The organism is Pseudomonas sp. 8(2025) (assembly GCF_052665325.1).
The window spans coordinates 1-18,034 of sequence record NZ_JBQOIE010000032.1; the positions used below are offsets into that span (position 1 = coordinate 1).

Annotated in this window: 23 protein-coding genes; 8 read left to right on the forward strand and 15 right to left on the reverse strand. The window is 60.6% G+C overall.

What is annotated here, in order from left to right; all coding sequences use genetic code 11:
* Positions 1-205: 205 nt before the first annotated feature.
* The 14 genes from ACUXVH_RS30920 to ACUXVH_RS30985 form a co-directional block, all read right to left on the reverse strand.
* Positions 206-1,273, reverse strand: a complete 1,068-nt coding sequence (locus ACUXVH_RS30920) for a tyrosine-type recombinase/integrase (RefSeq protein ID WP_445496748.1) — start codon at positions 1,271-1,273, stop codon at positions 206-208.
* Between the two features lie 3 nt (positions 1,274-1,276).
* Positions 1,277-1,513 carry a DUF4224 domain-containing protein gene (locus ACUXVH_RS30925; protein ID WP_401332179.1) on the reverse strand — a complete coding sequence of 79 codons (237 nt, stop codon included), beginning with the start codon at positions 1,511-1,513 and terminating at the stop codon, positions 1,277-1,279.
* 58 nt (positions 1,514-1,571) lie between these two features.
* Positions 1,572-2,618: a hypothetical protein gene (locus tag ACUXVH_RS30930; RefSeq protein ID WP_445496751.1), complete on the reverse strand. Its 1,047-nt coding sequence runs from the start codon at positions 2,616-2,618 to the stop codon at positions 1,572-1,574.
* Entirely contained in the window at positions 2,615-4,546 is a 1,932-nt protein-coding gene (locus ACUXVH_RS30935) for a DNA cytosine methyltransferase (RefSeq protein WP_445496753.1), read from the reverse strand. Before ACUXVH_RS30935 ends, ACUXVH_RS30930 begins: the two co-directional genes overlap by 4 nt.
* Positions 4,543-4,773 (reverse strand): hypothetical protein, encoded by a 231-nt coding sequence (locus tag ACUXVH_RS30940; protein WP_401332185.1) that lies wholly within the window; start codon positions 4,771-4,773, stop codon positions 4,543-4,545. The genes ACUXVH_RS30935 and ACUXVH_RS30940 overlap by 4 nt, the downstream gene beginning before the upstream one ends.
* Positions 4,770-5,387 (reverse strand): hypothetical protein, encoded by a 618-nt coding sequence (locus tag ACUXVH_RS30945; RefSeq protein ID WP_401332187.1) that lies wholly within the window; start codon positions 5,385-5,387, stop codon positions 4,770-4,772. The genes ACUXVH_RS30940 and ACUXVH_RS30945 overlap by 4 nt, the downstream gene beginning before the upstream one ends.
* A 76-nt stretch (positions 5,388-5,463) precedes the next feature.
* Positions 5,464-6,276, reverse strand: coding sequence for a DUF2303 family protein (locus ACUXVH_RS30950; RefSeq protein ID WP_445496756.1), 813 nt, complete (start codon positions 6,274-6,276; stop codon positions 5,464-5,466).
* A 41-nt stretch (positions 6,277-6,317) separates the two neighbouring features.
* Positions 6,318-6,668, reverse strand: a complete 351-nt coding sequence (locus tag ACUXVH_RS30955; protein WP_102879044.1) for a hypothetical protein — start codon at positions 6,666-6,668, stop codon at positions 6,318-6,320.
* A 50-nt stretch (positions 6,669-6,718) separates the two neighbouring features.
* Entirely contained in the window at positions 6,719-6,961 is a 243-nt protein-coding gene (locus ACUXVH_RS30960; RefSeq protein WP_123397462.1) for a pyocin activator PrtN family protein, read from the reverse strand.
* Entirely contained in the window at positions 6,958-7,341 is a 384-nt protein-coding gene (locus tag ACUXVH_RS30965) for a hypothetical protein (RefSeq protein WP_123430135.1), read from the reverse strand. The genes ACUXVH_RS30960 and ACUXVH_RS30965 overlap by 4 nt, the downstream gene beginning before the upstream one ends.
* Entirely contained in the window at positions 7,338-7,613 is a 276-nt protein-coding gene (locus ACUXVH_RS30970) for a phage antirepressor KilAC domain-containing protein (RefSeq protein ID WP_401332195.1), read from the reverse strand. The genes ACUXVH_RS30965 and ACUXVH_RS30970 overlap by 4 nt, the downstream gene beginning before the upstream one ends.
* Before the next feature lie 10 nt (positions 7,614-7,623).
* Positions 7,624-8,196 (reverse strand): deoxynucleotide monophosphate kinase family protein, encoded by a 573-nt coding sequence (locus tag ACUXVH_RS30975; RefSeq protein WP_445496759.1) that lies wholly within the window; start codon positions 8,194-8,196, stop codon positions 7,624-7,626.
* Entirely contained in the window at positions 8,193-8,378 is a 186-nt protein-coding gene (locus tag ACUXVH_RS30980) for a hypothetical protein (RefSeq protein WP_445496761.1), read from the reverse strand. Before ACUXVH_RS30980 ends, ACUXVH_RS30975 begins: the two co-directional genes overlap by 4 nt.
* Positions 8,379-8,510: 132 nt before the next feature.
* Positions 8,511-9,161: a LexA family transcriptional regulator gene (locus tag ACUXVH_RS30985; RefSeq protein WP_445496763.1), complete on the reverse strand. Its 651-nt coding sequence runs from the start codon at positions 9,159-9,161 to the stop codon at positions 8,511-8,513.
* A 95-nt stretch (positions 9,162-9,256) separates the two neighbouring features.
* Between ACUXVH_RS30985 and ACUXVH_RS30990 the strand changes: the two genes are divergently transcribed.
* The 3 genes from ACUXVH_RS30990 (at position 9,257) to ACUXVH_RS31000 (ending at position 10,498) form a co-directional block, all read left to right on the forward strand.
* A complete protein-coding gene (locus ACUXVH_RS30990) occupies positions 9,257-9,484 on the forward strand; it encodes a transcriptional regulator (protein WP_445496765.1) in 228 nt (75 codons plus the stop codon).
* Positions 9,485-9,807: 323 nt separating this feature from the next.
* Positions 9,808-10,296 carry a phage regulatory CII family protein gene (locus tag ACUXVH_RS30995; protein ID WP_445496767.1) on the forward strand — a complete coding sequence of 163 codons (489 nt, stop codon included), beginning with the start codon at positions 9,808-9,810 and terminating at the stop codon, positions 10,294-10,296.
* On the forward strand, positions 10,289-10,498 hold the full coding sequence (locus ACUXVH_RS31000) for a TraR/DksA C4-type zinc finger protein (protein ID WP_445496769.1): 210 nt from the start codon (positions 10,289-10,291) through the stop codon (positions 10,496-10,498). Before ACUXVH_RS30995 ends, ACUXVH_RS31000 begins: the two co-directional genes overlap by 8 nt.
* 19 nt (positions 10,499-10,517) lie before the next feature.
* Here the strand turns inward: ACUXVH_RS31000 and ACUXVH_RS31005 are convergent, their stop codons facing one another.
* Positions 10,518-10,841 carry a hypothetical protein gene (locus ACUXVH_RS31005; protein WP_445496771.1) on the reverse strand — a complete coding sequence of 108 codons (324 nt, stop codon included), beginning with the start codon at positions 10,839-10,841 and terminating at the stop codon, positions 10,518-10,520.
* A 283-nt stretch (positions 10,842-11,124) separates the two neighbouring features.
* Between ACUXVH_RS31005 and ACUXVH_RS31010 the strand changes: the two genes are divergently transcribed.
* The 5 genes from ACUXVH_RS31010 to ACUXVH_RS31030 all read left to right on the forward strand — a co-directional run bounded on the left by ACUXVH_RS31010 (position 11,125) and on the right by ACUXVH_RS31030 (position 18,034).
* The gene (locus ACUXVH_RS31010) at positions 11,125-13,821 is read left to right on the forward strand and encodes a bifunctional DNA primase/polymerase (protein ID WP_445496773.1); all 2,697 of its coding nucleotides are present in this window, start codon (positions 11,125-11,127) and stop codon (positions 13,819-13,821) included.
* A gap of 328 nt (positions 13,822-14,149) precedes the next feature.
* Complete coding sequence (locus ACUXVH_RS31015) at positions 14,150-14,632, forward strand: hypothetical protein (RefSeq protein WP_445496775.1); 483 nt, start codon at positions 14,150-14,152, stop codon at positions 14,630-14,632.
* A gap of 262 nt (positions 14,633-14,894) precedes the next feature.
* Positions 14,895-15,239, forward strand: a complete 345-nt coding sequence (locus tag ACUXVH_RS31020; protein WP_445496777.1) for a phage holin family protein — start codon at positions 14,895-14,897, stop codon at positions 15,237-15,239.
* 205 nt (positions 15,240-15,444) lie between these two features.
* Positions 15,445-16,017, forward strand: coding sequence for a terminase small subunit (locus ACUXVH_RS31025; RefSeq protein WP_445496779.1), 573 nt, complete (start codon positions 15,445-15,447; stop codon positions 16,015-16,017).
* A gap of 4 nt (positions 16,018-16,021) precedes the next feature.
* The gene (locus tag ACUXVH_RS31030; protein ID WP_065364518.1) at positions 16,022-18,034 is read left to right on the forward strand and encodes a phage terminase large subunit family protein; all 2,013 of its coding nucleotides are present in this window, start codon (positions 16,022-16,024) and stop codon (positions 18,032-18,034) included.

The following is an 18,034-nucleotide window of genomic DNA, read 5'->3' on the forward strand; positions in this document are numbered from 1 at the left end:
CAGGGCTTTCTCGTTGAGATTTGGCGGAGGCGTAGAGATTCGAACTCTAGGACCTGTTACAGTCGGCGGTTTTCAAGTCTGTAGAATAATCTATATAAATCATTAGGTTATTGGTTATTCGTTTCCGCATGCTGCTTCAAATCTAGGCCGTGTAAGCCGCTAAATTCAAGGGGGGCTGGCCGGGTTGCGGAAACGAATTTTGCTGTCATCGAGTGGGTTTCACGATCTCTCCGACCCGGCGATACACCGTTTCAGTGATGCGCTTGTCGGTGTGCCCAAGCAGGCGGCTCGCTTGCCCAAGGTCGTCAATTTCGCTTGCAGCCTTCGGGCGGATGTCTCTGAACTGAAACTGCCTGATGCTTGCCGCCAGGTGAGCGTCTTCTACTTCGAGCGCCCTCGAGATCGCGACGTTGCGAGCATCATCAAACCGCAGGCGCAGCATGGCTGTAGTGACCTTCCGACCGTCCTCCGTGACAACCAGGTAGGGATTTCGCACTGCTCGCGCTCTGCGTTGCTCAACAAGCCTGCCTATGAGCTTGCCCAGGTCATTGCTTTCCTCTTCTACCCCAAGTCGGATTCGAAGCTTTTTCGATGTTTTGCCTTGGGCAACCTGTAGAAATCCGCCTGCCACGTCCGTTTCTCGCATCGAGAGCACGTCAGACGGGCGCTGGCCGGTAAGGTAGGCAAGATCCATGGCGTCCCTCAGCTCTGATACAGCAACGCCGTAGACGGCGTTCCAGATCGATGCGTCGGCATAAAAGTCTCGAGGGGTCTCTTTGTTCTTGCGTACACCGGCCGCCGGATTTTCCTTGTCAGTGACTCCCCATTCCCTCGCGATGTTGTAGATGTGAGATAGGAGCGATATCTCACGGTTCCCTCTGACTTTCGCTGTTCGCTTGTCGCGGTATTGGGCGATCACTTGCGGCGTTATGGCGTCTATCGGGGCGTCGCTGAATGCCTTCCTTAGCTGGGTAAGCGAGAGGAGGTTGTCGCGCTGAGTTCTTGGTTTTTTTGCCGGGATGATCTCTGCTTCGTATCGATCGAAAACCAGCCCAAGCCTGGTATTTTTCTTCGGCAGCGGTTTGCAATCGAGCTTCGCCCACTCCGCCTTTGCAATGTCCAGATCGCCGCCCAAGGGGATCTCTTTGCGCTTCCCTGATTCATCCCTCCCGTCGTAGTAGTACCCAACCCATTGCTTCCCGCCTTTGAGCGTCCTAACCCGCCGCAGCATCCGCGGCGGCAGGTCTCTGTTTTCTGCCTTTCTCGGGCGCATTCCTTACCCCACACGCGAAAGATCAAGTGACCAGGTTTCGGCGGCCACGTTTTCGGCGGACGGCTTGACTCCTGCCAGCTTCATTCGGGCATAGATTCGGCCAACCACGGGGCGTCTTGCCCCCGTTAGGACGAACTTCCACCCGTTTTGATTGAGCCAGTCCAGTTGCTTTGAAGGAATCTGGTATCCAGTGATGGCTGCCAGTTCTTCCTCGGCGAGTGTTTCGCTTTGAATCTCCATGTCGCTTCTCATGACTGCGGCCCCCTGTAGTCAAGGTGGGCCATGTAGGCGAGGGCGATCACGGCTGCACCTCCTTGGCCATAGCGGTGTCAATGGAGTCGTCTAAGGTTTCCTCGTTGAGAACTATGTTCTGTGGGGTTATGCCAGCGAACACGCCGCCATGTCTGATGGTTTCGAGGTCGCGGGAGCGTAGCCATTGATACCGCTCGGCATCCTTGCGCAGCTCGTTGGCCAGGTGCCATGGCGTCCAGTAGCCGTCGTCCATGGGAGTGGCCAAGGGCTGCTGCGGACCATTCCAGCGCAGGCCATAGCGGGGCAATCCGTTGCCCTCCGGCGGGCGAGGGGGGACCGCTGGGCGCAACCCCCGCAGTTGCTCGAGCTGTGCGAGCAGCGCCAGGAAGTTTTGGCCCGTCGCAATACGCAGCGTTTCGTTCTCTGGCGTTATTTCGTATTCGTAGTGCCGCTGCGCTGCCTCGACTACCAGGCGAGCGGACAAGCCGACACTGAATCGTCCAGCGCCCACCAGTGCAGGCTTTTCAAGCTTGGGCCACTGATCAGTAACCGGCGCTGGCTGCTCGGCAGGCCCTCCGCACGGATTGCTGTCAATGCAGGTTCCTGCACTCGGCTCTGCGTTGGCGGATAGAAGCCCCATCACATCCAGCACCATCATGCAGCAGTTAGCCACGTCGGCCGCGTACTCGCTGATCTGCGGGTAGTCCAGGGCGGAAAGCGCCTCGCCGAGCTTGTCGTGGTGGTGCGTGATCTCGTTGAAGGCCGTTGCGGCGGTCATGCCAAGCCAGCCATCGCGGTCGCCCTTATGGCTGTTGGCCTTCAGCTCGCGGACCATCAACGCCAGGAACGGGCGCAGCGTGTCGCCATATGCTCCGAACAGCGCATCCATTTCGGCCAGTTTCTGCTTGGCTGCATGCAGCTTGACGCGCAGTTCATGCTCGCGCTCGCCGGCCCGGATGTAGGCGTTTTCAAGCACGGCGATACGCTGGCGAGCGGCGTTCTGATCCTGCTGTTGTTGGGCTTCCGGGCTTTGAGGGTTGCAGGTGCAGGGCAAGCGACCCTGGTTGCAGTCGCATAGAGTTTTCTGGCTCATGCGGCCTCCTTAAATTGCTCAGTTTGGCGCCAAGGGTCATTTGCGCGGGCGATGGCTGCCATCGGCGGTGGGCTGACGCTGTTGCCGCACATGTGAACTTGTTGGGTCTTGGTGAATGGCTTGCCGTCAGCGCCGTGGCTGATGATGTAGTCGTCGGGGAAGCCCTGGGCCTTGTACAGCTCGGAGGGCTGCAGCATCCGCAGGCAGATATCGACGATCACATACGGTGTTCCCTTGATCGTGACGGTGACCAAGCCGAGGCGATCCTTGGTAGTTACCGTTGGGGCAGGCTCGTTGACAGCACTCACGTTCTCAGTGCCGTAGTAGCTGATCAGGAATGCCGCGACCCGCAAGGCTCCCTCTTCGTGTTCTGGCGATAGGGTGTACTCGACCACGCCGTGATGGGTGCCAGCTGCGCTGACGGTGTGCAGTGGTTCGGCACAGTCCTTCGCATCATAGTTGCCGCGCAAGTGCAGCAGGTTCGCCGTAACCAGCTGCTGCTGGCTACCTGAGTTGGTCACCGTGGTCATTGGGGCCTCAATGCTCTTGGCGGCCGTGGTGTTGAAGCCGCCGTTCATCTGGGCCATGAGCGCAGTCACCACTGATCGGTGGTTCTGAGTCATCAAGGTGCCAGTAGGCTGGTCAATTGGCGCCGGCTTGCCGGAGTACTCAGGGCCGCCAGTACCCACCAGCACAGCGCCGGCTATGGCGTGCTTGACGCCGCCGGCAACAACGGTGCCCAGCGGCTGGTCGAGGCCAGGCACTCTGGGTTCCTGGCCGGTGCGCTCGCCGTATCCGGTTTGGATCAGGGTTGGGCTGATCAGCGTCAGCTCACCTCGATTCGCGCAGGTCACAGTCGGTAGCGGGGCGGACGGGTCGTTGATCCGGTCGCTGCCCTGGTGCGTTGCTGGCGCGATGATCGGGCTGGCCATGGCGAATGATCCGCCGCGGGGCCAGGACGTCACGGTCCGCAGCGGCTCATGGGCTGACTGCACGCTGTCGCCCGACCAGTTAGCAATTGGCACGATGAACGGGTCAGCAGCATCGAGGACGAATTTCTTCATGCCCTTTGCGATTCGCCGCAGGGTTGCAGGTGCCAGCGGCTTCGGCCGGTCGAAAATGCTTTTGCTCGGGATCGTCCAGTCAATGCACTCGGCGGCGGCGCGCCACTTCTTCTGGCCTTTGGCCGGATTCTTGGCATGGGTTGGCTCTGGCCACACGATGGGCTGGCCGTCGCAGCGGGCGATCATGAATAGGCGTTCTCGGCTGGTCGGCGCGCCGAAGTCGCACGCCTTGATCACGCGCCACTCGACGGCATATCCCAGGCGCTGCAGCTCGGCGACGAACACGGCCCAAGTCCGGCCGCGCCGGGCTGGGTCTGGTACCAGGAACTGCTGGTGAGCCGGCACAACCTCACCAGGGGCAGCCACACTGCCACCGAGTTTCACTACCCGGCCTGTAGCCTTGTCGCGCTTTGCAACGAGGGGGCCCCACTGCAGAATCTGTTTCACGTTCTCCAGGCTGATAACGCGGGGTTTCTTCTTGCCTGCCCACTTGAGGCCGATCCACGACAGGTTGCGGATCTCGCGCTTGCGTGGCTGGCCGCCGGCAGCCTGGCTGTGGTGTGTACAGTCTGGCGACATGTGGAACCAACCAACGACCTTGCCGCTACATTCGGTGTCCGGATCACCCTCAAACACGTCGGTGGTGTAGTGCTTTGCGCCTGGGTGGTTCACGGTGTGCATGCTGATCGCTGCAGGGCTGTGGTTTTTCGCGACGTTCACTGCGCGGCCCAGCCCTATCTCCAGGCCGGTTCCGGCACCGCCGCCCCCGCAGAAGAAGTCAACGACGATCTCATCGTCTTGAGCGTTCAACCCGAGGGAGTACTGGGTCTTGAAGCTGAAAGGAGGTGTTTTCAAGGATGTCATGCTGCTGCCTCCTGTTCAGTCGTCTCTGCTTGAGCAGTGGGCTGGAACAGCGGGTCGGCGCCGATGAACACTTCATCGGGTACGTTCTCCCACTCGGCGCGAATGGCGTCGAATTCGCCATCGTTCCAGAGCTGCAGGAAGATCAGGCCGTCTTCGTCCTTGAGGGCGAATTCAATTGCTGCGACGGCGGCATACGGAGCGCTGGTCGCTGATGCCTGGTTGATCATGCTGCGTTCTCCTGGCCCAGCTCGCGGGCCTCGTGCTGCTGGTGCAACTCGTAGGCTTCCCTCAGTGCTTCGCGTACATGCGGATAGCCCTCGGTGTCTGCCTCATGCGGGAAGGTGATTGTGCTGTTCTCAAGGCCGCCCCAGAGGTCCCCGTGGGTGTTGAGCCATTCAATGAGTCGGGTGTCCAGCGATTCGCTGTTGTGCGCGGTAGCGGCGGTGACGGTATGGAAGACTCGATAGGCCAGGGCGCGGGCTTGTGAGGCCAGGGCGTCTGCTCTCGCCTGGACGGGGGCCGTCCCTGGGATTGCCTTGTACGTCGTGGCAGCAAGGCCTAGTGCCTGGGCGATGCTGATCAGGGTCTGGTGGTCTTCCAGGGTGAAGGGTTGCGCCTTGAGCTGGCGCTGGCGGGTGTTGTGGTCGGCGAGTTGCTTTTTCAGTTCCTCACGGACCTCGACAGCTCGGGCCAGATCGCTGTTCAGTGCATGGATCCGGTCGCGGTCGTCTGCTGTGGCGCGTGCCAAGGCGCGCAGGAACGCCCGGCGGATGAAGTAGACCAGTAAGGCCAGACCAACCAGTTGGCCAGCGGCGATGATAATCAGGTGTTGAGTTTGCATGTGCTGTGATCCTCGTTAGAGCCCGCCGCCGGATGTGTAACGTGGTGAGAGGACGGCGGCGGGGTGTTGCAGGTGGTTAAGCCAGCTTGAAGCTGCCGATGGTCAGCGTTGCTGCGGTGCCCACATCGGCCTGGACGACTTCTTTAAATTCCTGGGCCAGGTCTTCGCGCAGTTGTTCCTCGCCGATCCAGCGCAGCTTGAGCAGTGGCTTGTCGCCGCCGGTCAGTACCGCCACACGCAAGCGGATGGTTCTCGCCGTGAGCCCTTCGTAGGGCTCGACGGTGAAGCGGAATTCGGCGGGCAGCCCTTCGGACGACTTGGCCTCGATCTGGTCCATGGCGGAGCGCGATGCGCTCAGGTCGCCCACGACGTGCTCACTCTTGCGTGCCTGCTCGATGCTGATCGAGCGAATGGCGCTCGCTGCTTTGCGCAAGTCGATGGGGGAGTCGTCGGCGGCCAGCGAGGCCAGGTTGGGGGCCCAGTCTTCGATCCAGTCGCTCAGGTCTTTCTGCTGGAACGTCGTGCTGGCGGCGCGCTCCAGGGCCTGAAACCCGGCGGTCTTGCGCAGGTTCAGCGTTGCGGTGAAGTCGCCGTGACCGGGGGCTGTGATGTCACCCAGGTTGAAGTACACGGTGCAGCGCATCTGTTCGGCGTCAACGAAACCGGCGGCTGTAGCTTCGGTGCTGTGGTGTTGCACGTAGTTGCCGAAGTCGTGCAGCGAGTGGGTGACCAGCTCACCGCGGAAGCGGCTGCGCAGAGGCTGGAACTTTTCGATGCTGTGTATCTTCTGGTCGGACGGGAGCACCAGGGTTGGGGTGTGCGTGTCCAGGCGCTTGGCGTGGGCCAGGATGGCGGTGTCTTGGAGCAGTTGAATTGCTTTGGCTTCCATTGGATCTGTTCCTTGTGGTGAGAGGTTTGGAGCAGGGTGGTTTAGGACTTGGCGTGAATCGGTGCGTCGTTCCGGTCGAACAACTGCCCAGGGCCAGGGGCCTCGGCGAACAGGGTCAGGCGCCCGCCTTCGTTGACATGCATCGGCGTGTCGAGGGTGGTGTCCTCGCTGCGGCTGCCGCGCTTGGTTGGCACCTTGTAGGCCAGTTTGTGGTTGACGGTTACCTGATGGCTGGATGCGATCTGGCTCAAGGTGAAGGTGATGGTCACTGTGCCGACCTTGCTGTGGTCGACCACGCCTGCAGCGACTTCTGAAAGCGCGTGGCCGATCTGGCTGGCGAAGACTCCGGCGTTGAGTTCGCCGATGAATTCGGCGGTGTCGGTTGGTTTCATGTGCTGTGTCTCACTGGATGTTCGCCCCTGGACGGCAGGGGCCACCGTTGTCAGGCCGCCGCTTTCTCCGCTTGGGCGTCGAGGTAGGCGGCCAGGTTGTGCAGATAAACAACTGGCTTGGCGCGTGCAGACCCGTGTAGGCGCGTCACGACCAGCTTCACCCGGCCTTTTTTGATTTCACTGAGCAGATGCCGGTCTGTGCGAATGTGCGCGAAGTACTGCTCCCGCACCGCCGCCAGGGTGGGGCAGGGCGTGGCGAACTGGCGCCGGAGCTGGTCGAGGGTGTCGCTCATGTGCTTGCCTCCCCGGCCCCCACTTCGGCGGGCTGCAGCTTGAGGCGGATCAGTTCCGCCAGCCCCTCTTTGCTGGCGCCTCGGGCAGCGGCGCAGATCAGGCCGCGCTCATCCGCCACGACGGCGCCGAATGGCGTTTCGGGAACATTGGTCGGGGTGACGTAAGCAATCTGGCCGGGTTGGATCACGCTGCTGACGCACCGATAAACCTCCGCAAGCTCGACCGCGCAGGCGGGCATGCTCGCCAGGGCCAGCGTGGCCTCGTTGGCGGTGCCGATCAGGGTGGCTTTGCTCACGGTGCCGGGGCTGGTCAGGTAGATCGGGATCAGGGCCAGGGCGCCGAGTGCTTGGGTGTAGGCGTTGAAGTAGTTGGTCTTCATGCTGCGGCGTCCTTGTTCGTGATGGTGATGCCCAGTTTCTTTGCCAGCCACGGCACACCTGCCTCGGTGACCATGACGACGGCGTAGTGCTTGTAGCGGCCGGTTTTGCCGATCTGCACGCTGCGCGGATCTGAAAACAGGTGGCCCTGGTCGCGGTGGTGGCTGGCCAGGTCGCCATCCTTGGAAAGAATGCGCAGCTCGCGGAGCTTTGCGCGGAATGTGCGGGGCTTAAGCCCGAGCACTGCTGCTGTTTCGTCCAGGGTGCGGTTCATGGCGTTGGCCTCAAGCTGCAGGGCGTTGGGCGCGGTGGTAGATGACCTCTATGCAACAGTCGATTTCCACCTTTAATGCGGACAGACAGGCTGTGTTGCGTGCGATCAGATCGTCCTGCTGTATCTGGATGCCGGCCTCGCTGGCGTGCGGATTCACTGCCTGAGCGTCAGGGCGGTGAATGTGGATGATGGTGCCCCCGCGCTGGCGGATGAACTCTGCTTCGTTCTCGAAGCGCACGTCACTGACGACGAAACCGACAACGCTCGACAGCGAGTTTTGTAGGTAGTTGAGGTTCTGCTCTGCGATCCTCACCCACACGTCTGGGTGCACCATCTGGCGGGCCCACTCTGTGCCCATCGACTGCATCAGTTCACGCGGGGACCGGCCAAGCCAGGCCAGGGGCTGCTCTTTGCGCTCGCCTTCGAAGTCGTCCGGGTCGAGGTTGAAGATCTCCATGAGCCCAGAGCGCAGCGGGTCGGCGAAGGCGTAGTGCTCCAGTAGGTGGTTGCGTACCAGGTGGTCAGCGGCGGTGGATTTTCCTGAGCGAGCCGGGCCGGCAAGGGCAATCAGCAATGGTTTCATGCTGCATCCCCCCCGAACGGGCCCAGGTCTACCGATTTAGCAGCGGCGGTGCGTCGGGTGGTGGCGATCACCAGCAGGCCGGTTTGGCGCTGGATCTTGTCGATGGCTTCGGGGCTGGTGCAGGCTGCGGGGTGGAGGTACACCGGGCAGCGGGTAGGGCTGTGCTGTGTAGTTGTTTGCATAATTCGTACTCTTGGTGAGAGGTGTACGAATCAAAGTTAGCAATGGCTAACGAAATAAACAATAGCTGTGGCTAAGTTATTTTTCCTTGACGCAAAAAAAAGCCGCACATAGCGGCTTTTTTCATTGTGGGCTTATGTCTGAATTTGACTCGGTGGGAGGATTCCGCCCACGTAGTGAATTGTGCTGATCTCTGAGCGGGGTACGGTTAGTCGCCCGTATGTGTCATTCACTGACATCAGGCTGACCTCTTCGTCATTCGCATAAAGCAGTTCCTTGATCATCCCTGTGCCCGATATCAGGTTCACAAGAACGTACTCTCCTGGGACAAGTGCATGGCGTGGTTCGCACCATACGGCCCAGCCATTGCGTATTGCCGGGGCAAGTGCGTCGCCTTTAATTCGTAGGGCGTAAACCTTTGGGTCAGAGGTTGGAACGTCCACCCAGCCATTCCCGGCTGCCAGTTCTTCCCATGCTCCATCTTGTTTCAATTGGGCCACTCCTTGAAGGGGAGCCCGCCGGAAAGGATTGATGAGTAATGGGCCTGGTTCGATGCCAGGCGCTAACCCATCCTGGGCTGAGCGCGCGGGCATTAACAGTGTTCCGCCAGTCAAGCCGATCTTATCTTCAAGATTCTTCGCGGCTTTATCACCCAAAGGTCTATGGCCGTTCAGCAATTGGGAAAGGTAGGAGGGATCCAAATTGTAGCGGTCAGCGAACTCCTTTGTTTTGAGGTCGCCGATTAGTGCTCTTAAGGCTTCAACGCGGAGCTGGCTGATATTCATGAAGGTATCTTAAAAGCGTTTAGCATTTTGTAAATTGCAAGCAGCTATTGTTAATTCCGTTAGCGGCTGCTACCTTTTGCGAAACGGAGGTGCACATGAGCTTGCATACATACATAAAAGTTCTCGACAAGGCCAAGCTGGCCGAGCTGGCGGCGCGCTGCGATACGACGGCAGGTCAGTTAAAGCAAATTGCATATGGTCATCGCCGTGCAAGCGGTGGTCTGGCTGTGTCTCTTGAGCGTGAAACTCAGGGGCAGGTGACTTGTGAACAACTTCGCCCGGATATCGACTGGGCATATTTGCGCGGTTCTAAAGTGGCATAGAAAAAGGTGCTGGTCCGGGGCCTCTCACCACAAGATTCCCCGGCCCAGCGGTGGCAGCACCAGCACATACATGCCGCCACTTGAAGCACCGGCCTGGAACCTCTCACCAAAGAAACACCAGGCCGGCTGCGGCGACTTACACGAGGTACATGCAAGTCGCCGCTTAGGCGTCGGTCCGGGGCCTCTCACCACAAGAATTCCCCGGATCGACTGGAACGATGAGCCGTGCTGCACAGCACGATTCGCACAGCACACCGGTCGTGGGTCGGATGATAGGGCGCGCCCTAGGGTCTGGCTAGACCGTAAAAGAGGTATTTACGGTTATGAGTCGCGTAGCAAAACCGAAGGCCGTCGAGCCAATACTCCCATTGCGTAAGGCGCTCTATCGCGCCGGCCATAACTACCCGGGCGGTGTCACTGCGCTGGCGCTGGATATGGTCATGGATTACGACACCCTGCAGAAGAAGCTAAAGCACGATTTCGAGCATCGCTGGCTGGACCCAGACGAGCTGGAAGAGGTTATCCGGCTGACGGAAAGTCCGGTGTTGCTGGACGCGCTGATGCGGCCAGCGGGCATGGTTTGGTACAAGCCAGAGCCTGCAGCCCCGACCAAACAAGCGCTTTTGGCTGTCAGTAAGTTGCTGCACGAAACGGGCTTGTTCGTCTCCAGCATGCATGAGGGGGCGGCCGACAATATCTGGGAGCCTCATGAGGTTGCGGAGCTGGAGAAGCATGGACATGACGTGATTCGGGCCGTGCTCGGCATCATGGCGGGCGCACGTGCAGCGATGGAGGGTTATGACCATGGCTGACGTGATCGATATTGCCAACGACCAGGCCGACTATTTCCTCCAGGTCGCACTGGAGCGCCGTCAGCGCTTGGCAACTGGCGCCGCTAGCGCGGAATTCTGTGAAGACTGCGACGAGCCTATTCCGCCTCTTCGGCGGCAGAAGGTGATGGGATGCCAGACCTGTGTTAGCTGCCAGGAGTTGCGGGAGGCCAAGCGTGGTTAATCCGGCCTCCCTTAAATCCTTAGTCTGCAATTCGCAGTTTCATCAAGATTCCGAGCCTGCCCAGGTAAGCGTCCATGTATTTCTGGTCGGCTGTTGGTACGCAGCTATCGCCGTAGAGGTAGATACGGTCGAGGTTGTCTCGGCCTTTATGGTCCAGCCTGGCCGCCAAAGTTGGGGTCAGTTCGCTGATCTTCACGCCAATTGGGCTGTCGTCGTAGTTCACCCATCCCCCGGTCATGAAACCAATCGGCTTGTAATTGCGATTGGTGAAAACGTAGGTGCCGTCTTCCTGCCGCTGTATGCAGTAGGGGAAGTGTGTGTGCCGCAGTTCTTCCTTCAACATCTTGAACACTCCATTGAGGTGCTTTATGTGCAAGCCAGTGATAGTTACCGGTCCGGCGGGCTCGGGCAAGACCAGAAATGCGGATGCATTTATGCGGGCATTTGGTTGTTCGCGGTTAGTGGACGAGTGGGACGGGGTGGCATGTTTGCGTGCTGGAGACTTGGCCTTAACCAATCTGGAGCAATTCCAGGTTCAGCGACGTTACCAAGTGATCTCGGTGGAGCAAGCGCTCGAGCAGATCAAAGCCACTGTGTAGGTGCTGGCCTCGCTGGAGGCATAGTTCATGGGTGATCACGCTAAGGAACTGGCCGTTTCTGAGTGGGCCCGTCGTTATGTCGAGGAGTTCGCTCTAGCCCTGGTTCCCATCGATCCAGGGGAGAAGGCCCCCAAGGGGATGGGCTGGAACAAGCCCGGCGGCTATTTCACCGATGCGGACGCGGCCTCAGGCTTCTGGCAACAAAACCCCGCGCACAACCTGGGTGTGGTGCTTGGCCCGAGCCGGGTTTGCTCGCTCGATGTCGATGATGTCCAGTGGACTCGCCACGTACTCTACGAACTGCACGGCATCGACCTGGATGCCATGGCGCTGGTGTTCCCGACTGTGGTCGGCAACCCGGCGCGCTTCCGTGTGATGTTCCGGGTTCCGGATGATCTGGAACTGACCCGCCATTCTTTATCCTGGCCGAATGAGAATGACCCAGATGGATCGATCTACAAGCGGCTGACGGCTCAGGCCAAGGCCGCAAAGGCAGCTGGTGACCTGGCAGGGGAGGCGGCAGCCAAGGCCGAGGCGCAACAGTTCCAGCGCTTCACGGTGCTGGAGCTGCGCGCTGGCCTGGTGCAGGACGTGTTGCCCCCGTCGATTCATCCCGGCACGGGTAAGCCTTATTTCTGGCGGAAAGCGCCCAATGCGGCCGAAGGGCTGCCGGTGCTGCCGGGTGAGCTGCTTTCGATCTGGAACAACTGGGACATCTTCAAGCGGGATGCCGAGGCAGCCTGCCCGTGGGCGCCGAAGCCTAAGAAGGATCCGGGCAAAGCGCTCAAGCGCCCGGCGCCCAAAGGCGACAAGCCGTCGGTGATTGATGAGTTCAACCGCTGTCACGACGTCGAGGAGCTGCTGCGGGCCCATGGCTATATCAAGCGGGGCAGTAAGTGGCTATATGCGCAAAGCAGCACTGGCATGCCCGGTATCACGGTCAAGGAGCGCAAGGTTTACTCGCACCATGGCGCCGATCCGCTGGCCAACGGTCACCAGAATGATGCCTTTGAGGTGTATTGCCTGCTGGAACACAACGGCGATCAATCCCGGGCCGTGAAAGAGGCGGCGCGGTTGCTCGGCATGCAGCATTCGTCCAGGCCAGATCCTCGAGACCTTCCCCCGCCCCCTTCTGATGACCTGAGCGGGCCGAGCCTGGGCGGCGACATCCAGGCCAGCGAGGCCGCTCCGGCTCCTATGGGGGGCGCGGGGGAGGCCTTGACGGTTGACCAAGTGCTGCGGCGATTTGCCCTGATCGAGGGCACCACGCATGTGTGGGACTGCGATCAAGCGCGGGCGATGAAGAAGTCGGCATTTGAAGCGCGGGTCAGCAAGCCCATTGCCAAGGAGTGGCTGGACAACACCGCCAAGAGGCTTATCTCCGCCGATCATGTCAGCGACATCGAGCAGGCGCGGCGCATGGCCGGTAAGAAGGGTGATGCCTTCGGCATGTCGCCGACTGATCGCTATGTGTACATCGACGGGACCAAGGACGTCTGGGACCGGGAGAAAAAACGACGCATTGCCGAGGGCGCGGTAAAGATGGCCCTTGGCGATACCTATCCGCTGTGGCTGAACAGCAGCGAGCGGCGCACGGTGGACGTTGAGCACATCGTGTTCGACCCGACCATGACCAAGGACCCGGCGGTGTACATCAACACTTTTGATGGCCTGCCGCTGGAGCCCGTCAGGGACGATGCCGCCTGTGCCAACCTGCGGTGGCTGATCTCGTTCCTGTGCAACCACGACGAGGCGGCGGCCCAGTGGCTGACGCGCTGGTTGGCGTACCCGCTGCAGCACCTGGGCGCCAAGATGGATACAGCGGTGCTGATGCACTCAATCATGGAGGGCTCGGGCAAAAGTCTGTTGTTCGCCGACGCCCTGGGCATGCTGTACGGCCAGTACGCGGCAACCGTGGGACAGACCCAGCTGGAAAGCAATTTCAACGCTTGGCAAAGCCGCAAGCTCTGGTCGGTGTTTGAGGAGGTGGTCAGTCGTGACCAGCGCTACAACCAGGTGGGCAAGATCAAGCACCTGATCACCGGCAAGACCGTCCGGATGGAATCCAAGTTCATTAACGGCTGGGAAGAAGCCAACCACATGAACGCGGTGTTCCTGAGCAACGAGATCCTGCCCTGGCCGATCAGCGAGAGCGACCGCCGGATGCTGGTCATGTGGCCCATGGAAACCCTGCCGGTGGAGCGGCAGAAGGCAATCGGGCGCGAGCTTGAGCAGGGCGGCGTTGCTGCGCTGTATGGCTGGCTTCTGTCGATTGACTTGGGCGACTTCAACCAACGCACGCGACCACCGTCAACTGAGGCCCGGGAGCGCCTGGTGGCCTTGAGTCGTGCCGGCTGGCAGACGTTCCTGCACCTGTGGAAGTACAGCGAGCTGGGGCATGGCCTTTGGGGACCGTGCCTGTCAACAGACCTCTATTCGTTGTTCCTTGAGTGGTGTCAGCGCAACAAGGAACACGTGATGAGCCAGACCAAGTTCTCGCTGTTCATCAGTTCCGAGGTGGACAAGACGCGGGCAATCCCCTGGACCGATGGCAACAACCGGCGGTTTGGTGCGTTCTTCTTTCCCGTCGACCCGGAAGCTTCCCCACCCCCATCAATGAAAGCGGCCGAGCTGGGCAAGCAGGTGGAGAACTGGCGGGCCAAGGCGCGGTTGGCGGGCTGGAACGTGGACAACTGGGACCACATTAAGGCGGCTGCCGCATGACTACGGCTAAGAGTGTGTCGAGTGTGTTGGGTGTGTGTCGGGTCGATATTGCAAACCCAACACAGGTTTGGCCCTTCAATTTCGCGGGTTTGCGGGCTGTGTGTTGGGTGTGTTGGGTTTTGCTTCGCGTGCGCGCATGCGTGACGTTATTTGTTGGTGAGCGTGGCGTTGGAATTCCTTCTCATGCGAGGACCGATAAACCCAACACACCCAACACACCTAACTCAAAGTCGACAAAGATATTGATTTTAAAGGGATTTATTTGTGTTGGGTTTGTGTTGGGTATGGCGTTTTTTGTGTCGGGTTCGATTTTCAGGGGGATGGCGCGATGATTGAGGAAATCGAAGAGCTGATGAAGCATTGGGGCCACCAGTGCTGCCGGGTTGGTGATGGCGGCGGGCTGGGCAGCCCAATGGCGACGATTATGGAGTGGGGCGGCAGCGCTCCCCGTGGCGCCCCGGGGCCTCGCTTGCCGGGTGGTGGTGCTGGTATGGATCACATTGCCTGCGAGGTTGCAGCAGCGCTTGCACAACTTGAGCGCCAATCAGAAAAGGGCGCCTGGCTGGCAAAGCTGGCCTACAACCGGTACCTGCCGGAAAGGCCCCTGACTGTTCGTGCTCAGTTGGCGCTGCTGGGTCTGTCTGAGGATGCTGACCGGACCTACCGAAACTGGGTCCATCGGCTGCATCAGCAGGTGCAGCTCATTCTCACGGTGCGCAGCGCTACGACACGCGGTATCACTCGCCGCAGTGGGCATGCTGATACGGATCTGACCCGGGTTTCGACGGTGAAACGCCGGCAAGCCTGCTGACCGTTCGTCGGGGTGGTTTACCTCAAAGGTGAGCCAAAGTTGCGTCAAAGTTGCGTGGAGTTGAACAACCGAAAATGACCCCTTTTCGGTTTTTCCGGAGAGGGGTAAAAAGTCCCCACGATATGCAATTTGCGCCTTGGCGCTCACCGAGCACGTGCTGTGCACCCCGCCTTGGCGCAAGCCAGGACACTGAAAACCCTGCCTTCCCTGGCGGGGTTTTCTTTTTTCGGCGTCTGCCGCGCTCAATCATTCGAGGCACAACATGACTAATGAGCAACAAGCGCTGGCAGAGATGCCGATCTGGTTGGTGATCGTTCTTTCCCTGGTGGGCGGGGTTTCCGGGGAGATGTGGCGAGCAGACAAGGAAGGGGCGCGAGGGTGGGCCTTGTTGCGGCGCCTCGCGCTGCGGTCCGGTGCCTGCATCGTCTGCGGGATGGCGGCGATGATGCTGCTGATCGGCGCCGGTGTATCGGTCTGGACTGCGGGCGCCTTTGGCTGCCTGACGGCGATGGCCGGGGCGGATGTTGCCATTGGCCTGTACGAGCGGTGGGCGGCGAAGCGAATCGGGGTGTGTGAGGTGCCACCTGTCCCCGAGGATCGGGGTTAATGCTCTGGAGGCCACGTAATCCGGGGCTTTCAGCTTTTTGCACCGATATGGGGCGCGAAAATCCCGCCGGGGACCCTGGGACGCTCCCGAGGACACGGGGTCGGAAACCCGCGGATCTTTGTTAGAGGCTGGTTCACCCGCTTAGTGAACTGGCGGTGAACTGGTGAACACCCCGTATTCATTGGGTTAACTGGACGTCAATCACATGACCGTTATCAGCAAGTCGGAATTTGCAGCGCGGCGCGGCTGGGCTAAGTCCTACGTTTCCAAGCTGGCCAAGCAAGATCGGCTGGTGCTGACCGCAGACGGCAAGATCGAGCTGGAGGCCACCGAGGCTCTGCTGGCTGAATCGGCAGACCCCAGCAAGGCGGCCGTGGCGGCTCGGCACGAAGAGGCACGCATTGATCGCGATGTGCGCAGCGGTTTGGTGCCGACGGTCGAAACCGATGCGGTGCCGCAACTTCCCAGTAAAGGCCCGGATTTCCAGAAGTCCCGCGCCCACCGGGAGCATTACCTGGCCAGACTGGCCGAGGCTGAGTTTTATAAGGTCCAGGGTGACCTCGTTGACCGCGAGGCGGTAACGGTCGCGGCCTACAACGCCGGGCGCATGGTTCGTGATCTGTTGTTCGGCATGTCGCCGCAACTGGCTGCCGAGGTTGCCGCGCTGAGCGATCCCTGGGAAATCGAGCGGCACCTGACCGGGGCGTTTCGCCGAGCCCTTGAGGACGCTGGGCGCATGACCAGTGCCGACCTACAACAAGCCATCACACAGAGCTAGACCTATGCCCGAATACGCAAACGGTGCAGAGGTGTACCGCGATGCGTATTGCCGAGGGCTACAGCCAGACCCTGAACTATGGGTTGACGAATGGGCAGATGAATACATGCGAATCCCGCGTGACACGGGAGCCGCAGAGCCCGGCAAGTACCGCACGGACCGGACGCCGTACGCACGAGAACCCATGCGATGCCTGTCCCCGGCCCACCCCTGCAAACGGGTGGTGACCATGGTGGCCTCGCAGCTGATGAAAACTCAAATCGCCTTGAACTGGATCGGCGGCCTGATCCACATGGCCCCATCCAATATCCTGACCTTGCTACCGAGCCTGGGACTGGCCAAGCGGGTGTCGTCGCGGATCGGCAAGACGATCAAGGCCACCCCGGAGCTGAATAAGCGTGTGGCGTCCAGCCGCTCCCGCGACTCCCGCAACACCATGGACACCAAGGAGTTCGAAGGCGGCTCACTGTACGTGACCACGGCCGGCTCTGCCGCCAACCTTGCCGAGCTGTCGGCCCGGTATGTGTACGGTGACGAGGTGGACCGTTGGGAGGTCGATGTGGGCGAGGAGGGCGACCCCATCGAACTGGCGGAAGCCCGGGGCAGTACCTTCGGCCGCAACGCCAAGTTTTACTTCTCCAGCTCACCGACCATCAAGGGCGCCTCGCGGATCAGCGATCTGTTCGAGTCGAGCGATCAGCGGCATTACTACGTGCCGTGCCCAACCTGTGGCCATCATCAGGTTCTGGAGTGGGAACGCCTGCTGTACTCCCCGGATTTCAGCGTGGCGCACTACCAGTGCGCCGGCCCTGAGTGTGATGTCCTGATCGAGGAGCATCACAAAGGGTGGATGCTGGCTAATGGGGAGTGGCGGGCTCATGCCGACGGCGACGGGGAAACCGTGGGGTTCTACCTCAACGCCTTGTATGCCCCATCCGGCTGGACCGACTGGCGAACCTTGGCCCGGCAGTACGAAAAGGCGAAGAAGGCCCAAGCCGCTGGCAACCTGGAGCCGATGCAAGTGTTCTATAACACCCGTCTGGCCAAGGTCTGGGACAGCGCCCAGGAGCAAACCAAGGCCCACGTCCTACGGGACCGGGCCCGTCTTGAACGCTACAGTCTCGGCTCGATGCCGGCAGGCGTCCTGCTGCTGACCGCTGCGGTCGACGTGCAGGCCAACCGCCTGGAACTGATGGTGATGGGCTTCGGTGTTGGCTTGGAGCGCTGGGTGATCGACCACCAAGTGATTTGGGGCGATCCGGCGAACCAGAAGACATGGGATGTGCTGGACGAGAAGCTAAAGGCCCGGTATCGGCATCCTTGCGGTGTCGCACTGGCGATCCTGGCCGCTGGCGTCGACTCCGGTGGTCACCACACGGACGAGGTTTACCAGTTCTGCCGCCTTCGTCGGTGGCGCAACATCTTCGCCATCAAGGGGGCGAGCAAGCCCGGGCGTCCGGTTATTGCCCAGCGCCCGTCGATGGTCGACGTCACCTGGCGCGGGCAGACCGAACGCAACGGCGCCGAGCTGTGGTTCGTCGGCACCGATACCGCCAAGGACTGGATCTACAACCGCTATCCGTTCGAAAGCGGCCCTGGTGCACTGCACTTCGCCAACGACTTGCCCGACGAGTTCTTTGACCAGTGCGTGGCCGAAAGCAAGGTGGCCCGCTATGTCAAAGGCTATAAGCGTATCGAGTGGGTGAAGGGCAAGGCAGACCGAAACGAAGCGCTCGACCTGATGGTGTATTGCCTGGCGATGGCCCATTACCTGGGCATCAATCGCTACCTAGATGCTGACTGGGAGCGGGTCCGGCAGGCGCTGGCCCAGGGCGTGCTGTTCGACGACGAGGCCGGCCAGCAGGTGGTGTCGCCAGAGCCTGCGACTGATGAACCGGAGCCGGCCACCATCGAGCGGTCGGCTCCGCCGCCTGCTGTGCCTGTCGTAAGGGCCCAACCCGTTGCGCCGCAACCTCAACGCCGCATGTCCACCAGCGGCTATCTCAAGAGACGCTGA

Coding starts and splice junctions, on each gene's coding strand:
- ACUXVH_RS30995 (WP_445496767.1), top strand. CDS start 9,808: ATGAGTCGCGTAGCAAAACCGAAGGCCGTCGAGCCAATACTCCCATTG.
- ACUXVH_RS31005 (WP_445496771.1), bottom strand. CDS start 10,841: ATGTTGAAGGAAGAACTGCGGCACACACACTTCCCCTACTGCATACAG.
- ACUXVH_RS30990 (WP_445496765.1), top strand. CDS start 9,257: ATGAGCTTGCATACATACATAAAAGTTCTCGACAAGGCCAAGCTGGCC.
- ACUXVH_RS31030 (WP_065364518.1), top strand. CDS start 16,022: ATGCCCGAATACGCAAACGGTGCAGAGGTGTACCGCGATGCGTATTGC.
- ACUXVH_RS30930 (WP_445496751.1), bottom strand. CDS start 2,618: ATGAGCCAGAAAACTCTATGCGACTGCAACCAGGGTCGCTTGCCCTGC.
- ACUXVH_RS30960 (WP_123397462.1), bottom strand. CDS start 6,961: ATGAGCGACACCCTCGACCAGCTCCGGCGCCAGTTCGCCACGCCCTGC.
- ACUXVH_RS31000 (WP_445496769.1), top strand. CDS start 10,289: ATGGCTGACGTGATCGATATTGCCAACGACCAGGCCGACTATTTCCTC.
- ACUXVH_RS30945 (WP_401332187.1), bottom strand. CDS start 5,387: ATGCAAACTCAACACCTGATTATCATCGCCGCTGGCCAACTGGTTGGT.
- ACUXVH_RS31025 (WP_445496779.1), top strand. CDS start 15,445: ATGACCGTTATCAGCAAGTCGGAATTTGCAGCGCGGCGCGGCTGGGCT.
- ACUXVH_RS30925 (WP_401332179.1), bottom strand. CDS start 1,513: ATGGAGATTCAAAGCGAAACACTCGCCGAGGAAGAACTGGCAGCCATC.
- ACUXVH_RS30920 (WP_445496748.1), bottom strand. CDS start 1,273: ATGCGCCCGAGAAAGGCAGAAAACAGAGACCTGCCGCCGCGGATGCTG.
- ACUXVH_RS30935 (WP_445496753.1), bottom strand. CDS start 4,546: ATGACATCCTTGAAAACACCTCCTTTCAGCTTCAAGACCCAGTACTCC.
- ACUXVH_RS30970 (WP_401332195.1), bottom strand. CDS start 7,613: ATGAACCGCACCCTGGACGAAACAGCAGCAGTGCTCGGGCTTAAGCCC.
- ACUXVH_RS31020 (WP_445496777.1), top strand. CDS start 14,895: ATGACTAATGAGCAACAAGCGCTGGCAGAGATGCCGATCTGGTTGGTG.
- ACUXVH_RS30985 (WP_445496763.1), bottom strand. CDS start 9,161: ATGAATATCAGCCAGCTCCGCGTTGAAGCCTTAAGAGCACTAATCGGC.
- ACUXVH_RS31010 (WP_445496773.1), top strand. CDS start 11,125: ATGGGTGATCACGCTAAGGAACTGGCCGTTTCTGAGTGGGCCCGTCGT.
- ACUXVH_RS30980 (WP_445496761.1), bottom strand. CDS start 8,378: ATGCAAACAACTACACAGCACAGCCCTACCCGCTGCCCGGTGTACCTC.
- ACUXVH_RS30965 (WP_123430135.1), bottom strand. CDS start 7,341: ATGAAGACCAACTACTTCAACGCCTACACCCAAGCACTCGGCGCCCTG.
- ACUXVH_RS30975 (WP_445496759.1), bottom strand. CDS start 8,196: ATGAAACCATTGCTGATTGCCCTTGCCGGCCCGGCTCGCTCAGGAAAA.
- ACUXVH_RS30950 (WP_445496756.1), bottom strand. CDS start 6,276: ATGGAAGCCAAAGCAATTCAACTGCTCCAAGACACCGCCATCCTGGCC.
- ACUXVH_RS30940 (WP_401332185.1), bottom strand. CDS start 4,773: ATGATCAACCAGGCATCAGCGACCAGCGCTCCGTATGCCGCCGTCGCA.
- ACUXVH_RS30955 (WP_102879044.1), bottom strand. CDS start 6,668: ATGAAACCAACCGACACCGCCGAATTCATCGGCGAACTCAACGCCGGA.
- ACUXVH_RS31015 (WP_445496775.1), top strand. CDS start 14,150: ATGATTGAGGAAATCGAAGAGCTGATGAAGCATTGGGGCCACCAGTGC.